Annotated in this window: 14 protein-coding genes; 7 read left to right on the top strand and 7 right to left on the bottom strand. The window is 30.8% G+C overall.

Annotated elements, in window-relative coordinates; genetic code table 11:
• Nucleotides 1–214 precede the first annotated feature (214 nt).
• From ACH5TW_RS02710 to ACH5TW_RS02690, 5 genes are all read left to right on the top strand, one after another.
• A complete protein-coding gene (locus tag ACH5TW_RS02710; protein WP_439334944.1) occupies nt 215–1,825 on the top strand; it encodes a glycoside hydrolase family 16 protein in 1,611 nt (536 codons plus the stop codon).
• Nucleotides 1,826–1,862: 37 nt separating this feature from the next.
• Nucleotides 1,863–2,255 (top strand): bacillithiol system redox-active protein YtxJ, encoded by a 393-nt coding sequence (gene ytxJ / locus ACH5TW_RS02705; protein ID WP_439334943.1) that lies wholly within the window; start codon nt 1,863–1,865, stop codon nt 2,253–2,255.
• Between the two features lie 9 nt (nt 2,256–2,264).
• Complete coding sequence (locus tag ACH5TW_RS02700; RefSeq protein ID WP_439334942.1) at nt 2,265–2,660, top strand: gamma-glutamylcyclotransferase family protein; 396 nt, start codon at nt 2,265–2,267, stop codon at nt 2,658–2,660.
• Between the two features lie 73 nt (nt 2,661–2,733).
• Nucleotides 2,734–3,735: a glycoside hydrolase family 43 protein gene (locus tag ACH5TW_RS02695; RefSeq protein WP_439334941.1), complete on the top strand. Its 1,002-nt coding sequence runs from the start codon at nt 2,734–2,736 to the stop codon at nt 3,733–3,735.
• A 119-nt stretch (nt 3,736–3,854) separates the two neighbouring features.
• Nucleotides 3,855–4,934 (top strand): adenylate/guanylate cyclase domain-containing protein, encoded by a 1,080-nt coding sequence (locus ACH5TW_RS02690; protein WP_439334940.1) that lies wholly within the window; start codon nt 3,855–3,857, stop codon nt 4,932–4,934.
• Nucleotides 4,935–4,994: 60 nt separating this feature from the next.
• Here the strand turns inward: ACH5TW_RS02690 and ACH5TW_RS02685 are convergent, their stop codons facing one another.
• Complete coding sequence (locus ACH5TW_RS02685; protein ID WP_439334939.1) at nt 4,995–6,170, bottom strand: hypothetical protein; 1,176 nt, start codon at nt 6,168–6,170, stop codon at nt 4,995–4,997.
• Between the two features lie 494 nt (nt 6,171–6,664).
• On the opposite strand from ACH5TW_RS02685, the gene glyA reads away from it, so the two are divergent.
• Nucleotides 6,665–7,936 (top strand): serine hydroxymethyltransferase, encoded by a 1,272-nt coding sequence (glyA, locus tag ACH5TW_RS02680; RefSeq protein WP_439334938.1) that lies wholly within the window; start codon nt 6,665–6,667, stop codon nt 7,934–7,936.
• A gap of 109 nt (nt 7,937–8,045) precedes the next feature.
• Here glyA and ACH5TW_RS02675 read toward each other — a convergent pair whose 3' ends face one another.
• Nucleotides 8,046–8,957 (bottom strand): NAD(P)/FAD-dependent oxidoreductase, encoded by a 912-nt coding sequence (locus tag ACH5TW_RS02675; RefSeq protein WP_439334937.1) that lies wholly within the window; start codon nt 8,955–8,957, stop codon nt 8,046–8,048.
• A 187-nt stretch (nt 8,958–9,144) separates the two neighbouring features.
• Here ACH5TW_RS02675 and ACH5TW_RS02670 point away from each other — a divergent pair, with 187 nt between their 5' ends.
• Nucleotides 9,145–9,522: a Fur family transcriptional regulator gene (locus ACH5TW_RS02670; RefSeq protein WP_439334936.1), complete on the top strand. Its 378-nt coding sequence runs from the start codon at nt 9,145–9,147 to the stop codon at nt 9,520–9,522.
• Nucleotides 9,523–9,626: 104 nt separating this feature from the next.
• Here the strand turns inward: ACH5TW_RS02670 and ACH5TW_RS02665 are convergent, their stop codons facing one another.
• From ACH5TW_RS02665 to ACH5TW_RS02645, 5 genes are all read right to left on the bottom strand, one after another.
• A complete protein-coding gene (locus ACH5TW_RS02665; protein WP_439334935.1) occupies nt 9,627–10,016 on the bottom strand; it encodes a nuclear transport factor 2 family protein in 390 nt (129 codons plus the stop codon).
• Between the two features lie 65 nt (nt 10,017–10,081).
• Nucleotides 10,082–10,972: an MBL fold metallo-hydrolase gene (locus tag ACH5TW_RS02660; protein WP_439334934.1), complete on the bottom strand. Its 891-nt coding sequence runs from the start codon at nt 10,970–10,972 to the stop codon at nt 10,082–10,084.
• A gap of 96 nt (nt 10,973–11,068) precedes the next feature.
• Complete coding sequence (locus tag ACH5TW_RS02655) at nt 11,069–11,689, bottom strand: DsbA family protein (protein ID WP_439334933.1); 621 nt, start codon at nt 11,687–11,689, stop codon at nt 11,069–11,071.
• A gap of 161 nt (nt 11,690–11,850) precedes the next feature.
• A complete protein-coding gene (locus ACH5TW_RS02650; protein WP_439334932.1) occupies nt 11,851–12,432 on the bottom strand; it encodes a Crp/Fnr family transcriptional regulator in 582 nt (193 codons plus the stop codon).
• 12 nt (nt 12,433–12,444) lie between these two features.
• Nucleotides 12,445–14,010 carry a hypothetical protein gene (locus tag ACH5TW_RS02645; protein WP_439334931.1) on the bottom strand — a complete coding sequence of 522 codons (1,566 nt, stop codon included), beginning with the start codon at nt 14,008–14,010 and terminating at the stop codon, nt 12,445–12,447.
• Nucleotides 14,011–14,081 lie beyond the last annotated feature (71 nt).

Genomic DNA, 14,081 nt, shown 5'->3' with positions numbered 1-14,081 from the left:
AATTAATCTTGTTCAACATATTTAAGTCAATAATCTTACCAATACAAAGTAGAAGACAAAATGTCGGTTAAAGCCTTGTTTTTTATGACGTTGTGTCGTTTTTGTGTTTTTTGATGTATAGGTTTTTATTTGTGTGTATGGTTTATGTATGGGCGAAATTTTAGTTTTTTGTTTTTAATGAATTTAATTTTGTTTTGACTAATTCAAGTAACTTATGCGTATTTTTTCTCTGCTTTTATTAATGTTTTTATTTGTCATTACAATTGATGCTCAAGTTATTCAGGATGATTTTGAGGGTAGTGGAACAATATCATCATGGTATGGTGATGATTGTATAATTAATACTAATTTTAATAATCCCCATAAGCAGGGAATTAATGCGTCTAATAAAGTATTGAAGTATGAAGATAGAGGAGGTAGATATGCTAATTTAGGTTTTAATGTTTCTACTAATCTTGATATGGCTAATAGAAATGTTTTTGTTTTTAAAATCTATGTTCCTTCATTTGGTTTAACAGGAAATCAAACAAACCAAGTATCATTGAAACTTCAGAATGGTGACTTAGCAGAACCTTGGACTACACAAACTGAAATTATTAAATCTATAAGCATAAATGAATGGCAAGAATTAACGTTTGACTTTAAAAATGATTCATACATTAATTTAGACCCTAACTCATTATCTCCAATTGAACGTAATGATTTTAATAGAGTTGTTATTCAAATTAATGGAGAAGATAATACAGATAATGTTTTAGCTTATATAGATGATTTTTATGATGATAATTCTATAAATGAGAGTTCTACTTATAATAAATTAGTTTGGTCTGATGAGTTTAATGATACAGGTACTGTTGATGATACAAAATGGTTTCATCAAACTAAATTCATAGCAGGAAATAGTTGGGCAAATGGAGAAGAGCAGCATTATACTGATAGAGAACTGAACTCCTATATAGATAATGGTACTCTAAAAATAAAAGCTATAAGAGAATCTTTTAGAGATCAAAATGTAACGAAACAATATACATCTGCAAGACTAAACTCTAAATTTACTTTTAAATACGGTAGAGTGGAAGTTAGAGCAAAACTACCATCAGTTTCTGGTACTTGGCCAGCTATTTGGTTATTAGGAAAAAATATAAACGAAGATGGTGCTTATTGGGATAATCAAGGGTTTGGAACAACTGGTTGGCCATGGTGTGGTGAAATAGATATTATGGAACCTAATGTTGCAAAAACTGAAATTTTAGGAACATGGCATTGGAATAATGGAGGCGGATACATATACAATAGTAAAAGTGTTATAACTAATAATGTTGATACATCTCAAAATTTTCATGATTACGTATTAGAATGGAATGCTACGTCTATGAAAATTTATATGGATGACAATTTAATAAATGAAATGCCAACTATTGAACCTTTTAATCAGGAGTTTTTTATACTTCTTAATGTGGCCATGGGGGGAAGTTTAGGAGGGAATATTGATAGTGGGTTTATTAATGACACTATGGAAATTGATTATATTAGAGTTTATCAGCAAGGGGCTTTGTCTGTAACCAATAATGTTTCTGCTTCTAAAATAAAATTATATCCTAATCCTGTAAGCGATAGATTGAATATAAACCTGGGGAATTATTCTAAAGCTGATATGGAATTACAAGTAATTGATGTTAGTGGCCGTTTGGTTTTTAAACAGGATTACGCCATAAACAATAGAAACTTTGGACTTGATACTTCATTTTTAAAACAAGGTATTTATTTCTTAAATCTTAAGTTTGAAGACGGTACATTATCTACTCATAAATTCGTAAAAAAATAAGTTTGTAAGATTCTGAACATTATCCGACTTTTACAACATGGGATTAATTAATAAAATATTTGGAGGAATTTCCGAAAAGAAAGAAGAAAAGGTATTACCTTGGATAGCTTTAAATACACTTAGTCAATTAGAAACAATAGAAGAAAAATCGAGTACTAAAACTCAGGTTATTTTCAAACATTCTACCCGTTGCGGTATTAGTAGAATGGTTCTTAATCAGTTTGTTGAAGCTTGTAGTTTAAGCGAAAACGATTTAGATTTATATTATCTAGATTTATTAGAATATAGAGATGTTTCAAACAAAATTGCTGCTAAATTTCAAGTCATGCATCAATCTCCGCAATTATTAATAATTAAAAATGGGGTTACAGTTAAACATGACTCTCATGGAAGTATTAATGATATTAATTTAAATTCGTTTATTTCTTAGAATTAAAATTTGAATTCAGATTACTTATTTGTTTACGGAACATTACAAAACAATTTAGATAATGATATGTCTAAGTTTCTGTCTATACACGCCATATTTATATCTAGAGGCTATTTTCATGGTAAGCTTTATAGAGTATCATGGTTTCCAGGTGCAATAACAAGTATTAATGGTTCAAATAAAGTATATGGTTCTATTTTTAAACTTAAAAATCCTGAGACAGTTTTTAGTGTTTTAGATGATTATGAAGGTGTTGGCGAAAATCATTCTAAACCTAATTTATACAAAAGGCAAATTGTAAAAGCTTATGTTGAAGACGGAACAGTTTTACAATCTTGGGTTTATATTTATAATCATAAAATAGCACATTTAGAACAAATTATTTCTGGCGATTTTTTGAAGTAATTTTTTAGGGTAGATATTAAGACGGCATTAATTTTGATTGTTATATTTACCGTTATTATAAAGAAATTTAAAAATGAATGTATTACGCTTTTTAGTTTTAGTTATCTTATTAACTATTTCCAATACTGTTTTTTCGCAAACCATTGAATTTGATAACCCTATTGCAGAAAAACGTGCAGATCCTTGGGTGTATAAAACAGATTATGGAATCTATTATTTAATAGCTACAGTTCCTGAATACGATAAAATAGTTATTAGAAAAGCGACTAGCATCAATGGATTAAAAACTGCAGAAGAGAAAAGCGTTTGGTTTAAGCATGAAACAGGCGTTATGGGGCATCATATTTGGGCTCCTGAATTGCACCAGATAGATGGAAAGTGGTATATATATTTTGCAGCTGGTGAAGCTGAAAATAAATGGAATATTAGAATGTGGGTATTGTCTAATGATTCTGAAAACCCAATGGAAGGTGAATGGAAGGAAGAAGGGCAGATAAAAACGCAACGCGATTCGTTTTCATTAGATGCCACAACTTTTGTTCATAATGGAAAACGTTATTTAATTTGGGCTCAAAATGTATCAAAAGAAAAGCATGGTACAGGATTAATAATTTCAGAAATGGAAAATCCAACGACTTTAAAAGGACCTGAAGTTATTTTAACTGAACCCGATTTTAGTTGGGAAAAGGTAAAGTATAATGTAAACGAAGGACCTGCAGTATTAAAAAGAAACGGAAAAATATTTGTAGCCTATTCTGCTAGTGCTACAAATCATAATTATTGTATTGGGTTATTATCTATAAATGAAGATGCTAATTTATTAGAAGCTTCTAATTGGTATAAATCTCCAGCACCTGTTTTTTCTACTAATGAAGAATTAAAACGATTTGGTCCTGGGCATAATTCATTTACAACTTCAGAAGATGGAGAAAAGGATATTTTGATTTATCACACTCGCGATTATAAAGCTATTATAGGGGATGAATTATCAGACCCTAACCGTGCAACAAGGGCGCGTGTTTTAGAGTGGACAGAAAGTGGTTTTCCAGACTTTATGCAGCAAAGTGGTGATTAGTTTTATGCGATGTCTCAATCGTACCTCATTTCAACATGACTATCAACTTATTTTTCTATTAAGATGTTTTAAACTAATTTCATAATTTTAAAACATAATTTTAGTAATAAATTTATACCATGCTTACACCTAAAGCAAAACGAAATATTCAAAGAATTTTACCTTTCGGACTTATTTGGTTTGTATTTGGGATGGTATTTATGATTGTTGAGCATGCAGCATCTCCTAAAAATGTCGCTTCTGGTGCCATAAAAATGGATTTTAACGTATTCGTTTTTGCAAGTATAGCAGTAACAATGTTAGGGTTACTTATAGGTTCTGTAGAATTGTTTTTTTTAAATAGATTATTTACTAAAAGTAGTTTTATAAAGAAGATATTTGGTAAGTTGTTTATTTATGGGACTTTATTATTTATAGTTATACTTTTTACCTATCCAATTGCAGCTAGTATTGAGTTAGATACTTCTGTTTTTGATACCAAAGTTTGGGAGAAATTATCGAGTTTTTTCAAGAGTTTAACACTTTGGAGTACAGCACTACAAATGGCTGTATCTTTAGGGGTTTCTGTTTTTTATGCTGAAATAAGCGATAACATTGGACATGGTATTCTAATAAGTTTTTTTACAGGTAAATACCATACGCCAAAAGAAGAAACTCGCATATTTATGTTTTTAGATATGAAGTCTTCAACTAGTATAGCTGAAAAACTTGGACATATTAAATATTTTCAACTACTTAAAGAATATTATTATAACATATCTAATCCTATAATTGATTTTTCAGGTGAAATATATCAATATGTAGGAGATGAAATTGTTGTATCGTGGCCGTATAAAGATGGTGTTAAAAACAATAATTGTATACATTGTTTTTATGCTATGAAAGCACAACTAGAAAAACACAAAGAATGGTATTATAAAAACTTTGGATTAGCTCCTAGTTTTAAAGCAGGTTTTCATTTAGGAAAAGTTACAACAGGAGAAATAGGAAGCATAAAAAAGGAAATTATTTTTACAGGAGATGTTTTAAATGCAACAGCAAGAATTCAGTCTCTTTGTAATTATTACAATGTTGATATTCTTATATCCGGTGATTTAATTAAAGTTTTGAATTTGGATACAGAATTCAATATAAAATCACTAGGAGAAAATGAATTAAGAGGCAAACAAGAAGCTATTGAGTTATATACTATTGGTTAACTGATGGGTTATTGGAAATAAACAAAAACTCCCAAATTAAATTGGGAGTTTTTGTTTTTATTAAAGAGCATAAGAATTAATAATATTCTTAAGCTGTAGTTTTAAATCTTCACCTGTGTCGTAAATCATTTGTTCTTCTGAAGGAAAAGGAACAGCACGTCTTTCTAAAAAGTGTAAAAGAGCGTTTTCTAAAGCACGACGATCGCCTCTTGAGTTTGCATAAACATGTTCAAAAACAAACTCACTAGTAATAGGAAAAGCATCTACTAACTGGTTGGTTTTTGTATTCATGTATTCTACATTACCAGTAATTTGTGTAGATTTAAATTGTTTAAATTCGTAATATGTACATCTTACGGTCTTCATTTTATCTACTTTAATACTATTACCAAGGCTATCTTTAACTTCATGACCGTCTTCACCAACTAAATATTGCCATCCATCAACAATTTGTTTCTCTTTAATAATTTCACGCTCTTTAACTTGTTCTGGAGAAATATTAATATCTCTTAAATTAACACGCATATTATAATCGTATGTTACTTTATCTTCTGGAGTACCATGATAAACCGACCAAAAATTGTTAAGTCCGTAGCTGCTAAAATTTAATAAATCCTCTTCAAGTCTTAGCGGAATCACTTTTCTAGTGTCATTAATCATATCTACCAAAACAAAATCTGTACCTTTAATATGTGCCGTTTCCATAAGTTGACGCACATCTTTATAGTTCGGGTTTATGTTTTCAATCTCCTTTAATTCATCATAAGCCAATCGGTAATCCAATTTGTTTTTAGAATTTAATAGGGTAGTAGCGTTTTTATAAATTTGCTCAGAAGCATTGTTCTTGTAAGTTATAATTTGGCTATCATAATTTTTTAAATTGAAATCAATATTTTCTCCATCTACATATAAAGGTAGTAATGGCTTAATACGTTCTTGTCTGTTATTTAAGTTAACAAACTTATCATAGATACGAATATAATTTTCTGGATTCTGATCCTTTTTAAGAAAAGCTACATCATTTAAATCACGTTCACTTGCTTTATTAAAAGCATCTTTTAGCATGATAACAAAGTCGGCTTTTCCTTTTTTGTTTTTATTGGTACGTAATTTACTAATAGCATCGGCTATAGCTTTATCGTAATTACCATAGCTAAGTGATTTTTCAATTTGTTTGCTCGTGCTACAAGCAATTATTGAAACTGCGACTAATGTAGAAAGTAATAATTTTTTCATCTGTTTGGGTTTTATCATTTTTTAACTGTCAGATGTCATTCGCCTTTAAGTATTTTGATGGGTATCTAAAATTATAGAGGCTCATTTCATTAGGTTAAATATTTGGTTATTGGTCTACTCTTTCAAAAGTGGTGCCAAAATATAAAATATATAGACAAAACGCTAATAAATCCGATTAAATGATTGGTTTTTATATGTTTGAGAAAGTTAAATCTTACTTTTATCTGTAAAAGAAAGTCGTTTTTTATAAGTTTTACTAAAATATATGCGAGTAGCATCTTTATTGTAATGTTAACTAGTAATAGTACGGTTATCAATAATGAACTTATGTAGTTTGCCACCTTTCATTTTAACAATGAAAAAGCCTAAAAAATATAATTCTTTCAACCGTTGATAAAATGGTTGAAAACTTAGAGGTAAATAAATGTTTTTTGATGAATTTAAGTAATCTATTTGCTATTTTTGCCAAATATTTAACTAGAACAATATTTTATATGCAACGCGACGAACAAATTTTTGAACTTATACAAGCTGAAAAAGAGCGCCAATTACATGGAATTGAATTGATTGCTTCAGAGAATTTTGTAAGCGAACAAGTTATGGAAGCTGCCGGATCGGTACTTACAAACAAATACGCCGAAGGTTACCCAGGTAAACGTTATTATGGAGGCTGTGAAGTGGTTGATGAAGTAGAGCAAATTGCTATAGATAGAGCAAAAGCATTGTTTGGAGCTGCATATGTAAATGTACAACCACACTCTGGAAGTCAAGCAAACACAGCTGTGTATCACGCTTGTTTAAAGCCTGGTGATAAAATATTAGGATTCGATTTGTCTCACGGTGGGCATTTAACACACGGTTCTCCAGTAAACTTTTCTGGTAAACTTTACAATCCTGTATTTTACGGCGTAGAGCAGGAAACAGGTGTTTTAAATTATGATAAAATACAAGAGATAGCAACTAAAGAGCAACCAAAATTAATAATTGCTGGTGCTTCTGCTTATTCTCGCGATATCGATTTTGAACGTTTCAGAATTATTGCAGATAGCGTTGGTGCTATTTTAATGGCCGATATATCGCATCCAGCAGGATTAATTGCAAAAGGTATTTTAAACGATCCGCTTCCACATTGTCATATTGTTACAACAACAACTCACAAGACTTTAAGAGGTCCTAGAGGTGGTATGATTATGATGGGGAAAGATTTTGAAAACCCTTTCGGAATTACACTTAAAAACGGAAACTTACGTAAAATGTCGTCTTTATTAGATTCTGCGGTTTTTCCAGGGAATCAAGGAGGGCCATTAGAGCATATTATTGCAGCTAAAGCGATTGCTTTTGGTGAAGCATTAACCGATGATTTTTTACATTACCAATTACAAGTAAAAGAAAACGCATCTGCCTTAGCTAAAGCATTAGTAGCTAAAGACTATAATATTATTTCTGGTGGAACCGATAACCATTGTATGTTAATCGATTTACGTAATAAAAATGTATCTGGTAAAGATGCAGAACAAGCTTTAGTAAAAGCCGATATTACTGTTAACAAAAACATGGTGCCTTTTGATGATAAATCACCATTTGTAACTTCAGGAATTAGAATAGGAGCTGCAGCTATTACAACAAGAGGTTTAAAAGAATCTGATATGTCAGGAATAGTCGATTTAATTGATGAGGTTATTAATAACTTCGAAGATGAAGCTGTTTTAGAAGCTGTTAAAACAAAAGTAAATGCAATGATGGCTGGAAAACCATTGTTTGTATAAACTTTAAAATACACAATATATTAAATTGAAAATCCCGCTTTATTAAGTGGGGTTTTTTGTTTTTGGACGTTTCCTATATCCTGAATTGTAGGTAGTGTTTTTACTTTTTTTAGCCATAGAATTTAGCTTTACTAAGCTCTCCATTAATCATAGCTCCCGCTGTATTTCCAGAATTTACTGCATTGGCTATTGAGCGCATAAACGTGCTATTATCTCCACAGGCAAAAACTCCGTCAGTAGTAGTTTTTTGCATCCAATCTACAATTATATAGCCATTTTCATCTATTTCACAGCCTAAGTCATTTGCGATCGTTGAATTTTGTTTAAATGGGACTGATCCATAAGCACAATCAAAACTTTTTGAATTACCGTCTTTGAATACAACTTTTTCTATTTGTCCATTTTGATGTTCAATGGATAAAATTTCTTTTTCTATGATTTGGATATTTTTTTCTTTGAAAATGTTTATATCGTTTTCATCAAAGTCTTTAGTTCCCGAAGTTAGAATTGTAATATCTTTCGTTAGATTATTTACCAAAGAAGTAAGGTGTGAGGCTCTTTCTCCATTGGCAATTATGGCAGTTTTTTTGTTTCTTATTTCGTAACCGTGACAGTATGGACAATGCACAACTGAAATTCCCCAACATTCTGTAAAGCCTTTTATATCTGGCATTAAGTCTTTAATTCCTGTTGCTAAAACCAATTTCTTTGCTGTAAAAACATCTCCTTTTGAAGTAGTTATTTCAAATCCTTTATTGTTTCTTTTTCCACTAACTCCAAGTCCGTCATAGAATTTAATACTGTCGTACTTTGATACTTGACTTTTGCCAATTTCATAAATTTCTTTTGGCTTACTTCCGTCTTGAGTTAGAAAATTATGTGAATGTGGTGTTTGCTGATTGCACGGTTTTCCTGCGTCAATTACCAAGGTCTCGCGAAGTGAACGACCTAATGTCATTGCTGTTGAAAGTCCTGCATAACTTCCGCCTATTATGATTACTTCAAATTCTTTTTTATACATTTTGTTATTGTATTGAGCAAAGAGAGTTAATGGTCTAGGTAGTGTAAGTGCTAAACCTGACGTTCCAAATAGTTTTATTATTTCTCTTCTTGTTATTGATTTACGTATTAAATGCGAAATTGTCGCAATAGTGTTTTTGACAAATATACAATCTTTTTGTATTATTGCAACTTATTCGCAATAAAGTATGAATAGAAGAAATACACCAACAAAGGAGGCAATCCTGAATTTACTATTAAATTCAAGAAAGGCGTTAAGTCAAGATGCTATTGAAAGGAAGTTGGATATTGAAATCAATAGAGCTACAATTTATAGAGTATTGAACAGGTTTTGTGAGGATGAGATAGTCCACAAAATAGTTGCAGAAGACGGGAAACAGTATTTTGCCATTTGTAAAAAATGTGAGAATCCACAAGAAGTTATTCAACATCATTTTCATTTTAGGTGTTTGTCGTGTGATACGATTGAATGTCTGGAAGTTCCTGTTGAGTACGCAGTTCCTAATGGCTATGAAGTTCAAAATGCAAATTGTGTTCTGACTGGGGTTTGTAATGACTGTTCGTAGGTTTCTTCGCATTGACCATAACTACGTTGATATGAAATCGTTTTAATACTGAAATAAATTCAATCTGAACAATTTATATGATTCGGTAAGCGAAGTTATTGTTTTTATAGTATAGCGTTATTTACAGGTTGGCTATCAACAAATTGTTCGAAACTTATAATTTTTCCATCTTTCAATTTCCAAACATGGGCTACTCTGGCTTCAAAATAGTTGTTGGTTGCTTTGTAAGTGCCAGAATATGTGCCATAGGCAACTACTTTATCTTCATTAGCAATATAATCTTCTGGTGTAAATTTGTAATCAATCCATTCACTACCTAAACGGCTAAATACATTTTTAGTAATACTTTCTAAACCTATATAAGTTCCTGCATAGGGAAAACCTTTAGCTTCTGTCCATACAATATCTTTAGCCACATGTTTAGCTAAGCTTTTGCCGTTTTCTTCCGAAGTTTTCCCTTCGTAAGTACTTTTTATAATATCTAGGTTTGTCATTGTTGTATTATTAGAAGAACAACTTGACAACATTATTAATATTGTCAAGTTGCAGATGATGTGTTTTACCATTTCATTTCACCAGTATTTACTTTTGCCCCTAATTGTAAGGCAATTTCAAAAGTAAGTTCTGGGTATGCTGTTTTAATAGTTTCAATCAAAGCTTCCGAAGTTTTGTTCGTTTTTAAGGCTTCTTCATAAAACTGAATGTAGTTTTTTGTATGTTTTACTGTTGCTATATCTAAAGCTGATTTAGAGTTTGCATGTGCAGGAATAACAATTTCTGGTTGTAACGATTCTATTTTGTTTAGAACAGAAATCCATTGATTACGTACATCTGTTGTTTGTGCATCTGCCATCCATAAGTTAAAGCTAGTTCCAAATACATTAATACCACCTATAACAGCTTTAATTGAAGGAATCGAAACAAATGTTCTTGATGGAAATTCATCTAAACCTATAATTTCTAATTTTTCACCTTCTAAATCAATACTATTACCTTTTAAAACTTGTGGTAAAATAACATTAGATGTAATGTTGTTGCCTAATCTTTCGCCCCAAACATCCAATTTTTTCTGAGCAGTAGCTTTTATATGTTCAATAGTTGTTGGTGCCGCATATACTATAACTTCTGGAAAGTATTTTTTGAAAACTTCTAAACCAAAGTAAAAGTCTGGATCGCCATGAGATACATAAATAGTGCTTAATTTTTTACCAGATTGTTTAATTTCTTGAGCCACAGCTTCGGCATCTGCTAAAGTAAATTGCGCGTCAATTAATACGGCATCTGTTTTTCCTGATACTATAACTGATGCTACACCAAAACTGTTTTCAGAGGCATTGTAAACTTGAATTTTTAAGTTATTTGCTTCTATAGTTTTGAAGCTTTGAGCTTGTGTTTCCATATTTAATAATGTTAAGATTGTTACTAATATCGTTAAATTAATTCGTTTCATGTTTATTTGTTTCTATTTAATGATACAAAGTTGCGAATAGCTTTGTTTTAAAACATTGAACTTGTTCAATAAATAGAATTTAAATAGGTATAAGGCTTATTTTATTATTTGATTAATGGTTTCTACAATTTTTGAAAATGGCGCATAACCTTGTTCAACTACAAATAATTCGCCATCTTTTTCTAGTAATAATGTAGGGTAAGAGCTTGCGTATTTTGTAGCTTTTGTAAAAGATTCTTGCGTTTGCTTTTTTATTTCTTCGGAAGAAAAGGTTTTTAAAAATACTGTTGCATCGATACTTAAAGTTTCACAAATAGAAACATATGTTTGCACGTTATTTAAATCTTTACCGAACATATATCTTGCTTTTTGAACTTCTAGAGCAAAAGGAATGGCTTTTTGTGGCGCTATGTTTTTTACACTAACTATAGCTCTTGATGGGATTTCACTGTCTAGAATAATCGTTTCGTTTTTCAGAAATTCAAAATAAGCTTCTCCAAAGGGTGTTCCTGTGTATTGTTCAATTTGTTTGTCGCCTTTCTCGAAAAAAGACACCATATTTTTATTTTGTCTCTTAGCTTGATTTCCTGTCCACATGCCAGCAGGAAGTATTTCAAATTCAATTTTGCTCTCAAATTCAGAATAGAGCTTTTGGGTATTAATAGAATTTCCATAACACCATCCGCATAAGGGATCCATCACATAAATTAGTTTCATAGTCTTTAAGTTTTGACTTTCAATATTACTTACGGAAAACCAACAAAGTAATATCAATAAGTAATGTTTCATTTTACTTCTTTTTTATTCGTGTTTTATGGTACAAAGGTGTGCTAATTGTATATTAAAAACATTGAAGAAGTTCAATAAATGTAATTTCGTTATTTTCCGAGTGCTATTTTTTTACGGATCTTGCTAACAAATTCGTGACTGATGCCAAGATAGGCCGCTATTTGTATATTGGTAAGTCTTTGGGCTAGTTTTGGATATTTTTCAATGAAATCAATATATCTTTGATCGGAGGTTTTACTCAAATTATTAATCAACTTTCGTTGTAATGCAACGTAGGTTTTTTGAGTCATAATCCTGAATAACTTTTCTATAAAAGGTAAGTGGTTATAAGCATACTCTTTATCTTTTTTAGAAATAAAAAAGACCTCACTATCTTCTAGAGCTTGTATTGTAAATTTAGAAGGTACTGTATTTGTAAAGCTATCAATATCTGTTATCCACCAGTTTTCAGAAGCAAAATAAAGAATTTGTTCATTGCCATTTTTATCAATATGTGCCACTTTAAAAAGGCCTTTTGTTACAAATGCCTCAAATTTACATACGTCGCCTTCTTTTAATAAAAAGTCTTTCTTTTTTACAGTTTTGTGTTGAAACAAGTTACAGAATGCTTCAATATCCTTCTCGTTATGATTTATATGTTTAGCTATATGTTTTTTGAGAAGTTCTGTCATACCATAAAACATTTAATCTTCCTCTGGAAATGTAATATGTTGGTAAGCCCCTAAATCTGGTGAAGCCGTTCTATTTACGTTTAAAATATCAACGGGTACTTGAGTAGCAAAAGAAGCGTTTCCTTTGTTTATAGCAGCCGATTCGTCACCAATCATTAATTTGTTTAGCGATGTATCAAGGAAATTAGGATCTTCATTAAAAATGTTTCCTTCAAATTTTGATGCATCATTTAAATCGTAATTAGGACCTGTGAAATTATTGTTTTCATCTTTAAAACGGATAAGACAATTAGTAAACTTAAAGTTGAAAACCACATTATCATCTTCAAGTTCGTCCACTAATATTTCAGGGTTATCGTTTCCGTAAATAATGCAGTTGTTAAAATTAGCTTCAGTTAAATCGGCTAGTGTGGCATTGTTTTCTTCATCTAAAATGAAATTATTTAATAAAACAGAAGGAAATTGTCTAAAGCCATTATCCCAATAATTAACGAGTGTACTATGTGTAAAATTATATTTACCACCAATGGTTCCTGCAAACGATACTTGTCCGCTATTGTTAATCACCACATTATCCCCCTTAATAGAGGTGTTTCTTCCTAAAATACCATAACTACTTGAATTATATATTTGTGAGTTTGTAATAGTTAGTTTGTTATTAATTTCATTTGGGTTACCATCACATAAAATTCCCGCAATAGCATTTTTAATAGTGGCGTAATTTATAGTATTATTTATACTGCCATCAAAAAACCAAATGGTGCCCCATTGTCCAGGAACATCTGAATAATCAGGCTCTAAACGGTCGCCTTCAAAAATAACTTCGTTTTCTAATAATTCTGGATCGGCACTTAAACTACCATTTACATTAAGAGTAGCACCTTCTCCAACTATTAAACCAGAGTTTTCATGAAAATGGATACGAGCACCAGCTTCAATGGTTAATGTTTCGTTATTAGGAACCGCAGCGAAACCATAAATAACATAAGGTTTGTCGTTTGTAAACGTAAGTTCATTTGGTAATAACTCACGACCATTTATATCGGTTTCATAAAGTTCACCTCCTATGGTAAGTTGAAGATTGTCAATTACTTTAGTTGTATTGTCTCTATCAGGATAAATAAAAACAGCATCTTGAATTAAACTAACTAACTCTACTTTTTGAAGGTTTGTATTAGTGTCAAATTCAATTTGATCTGTGTTTAAAAATGTGCCATCTAGATTTGAAAAATTACTATTATTTACAGTAGTTTCAATAAAAATAAAAATACTGTCTTTTGCTAAAACTGGAATGTTTTGAAAGGTTTTGCCTGCTAATCCATCAACGTTTAATCTGTAATTAGAAGCTTCGCCTGTGCTTAGTTTTATAGAAGGAATAAGAATGTCTTCATTACTTCTATTATATACTTTTAAGTTATAAGTACTAGAGCTTGTTTTATTAAATACAGTATCTAAATACACGGTGTCTTTTGAAAACTCTAAACTTCCTGTACTTGGTGTAAAATCAAAATCTTTACGACAAGAACTCCAAAGCATTAAAAAACTGATGGTAAAAACTAAATATATAAGGCGCTTCATTAATGAATAGTTGTATTATTTGTATGAATTATCAAAAATATAACTTTTAAAATTATGAATTAGTATGAAGC

Source organism: Thalassobellus sediminis (assembly GCF_044386045.1).
Lineage (GTDB): Bacteria > Bacteroidota > Bacteroidia > Flavobacteriales > Flavobacteriaceae > Thalassobellus > Thalassobellus sediminis.
Note: the sequence above shows the minus strand (reverse complement) of the source record. Positions and strands in the feature narration are given on the sequence as shown.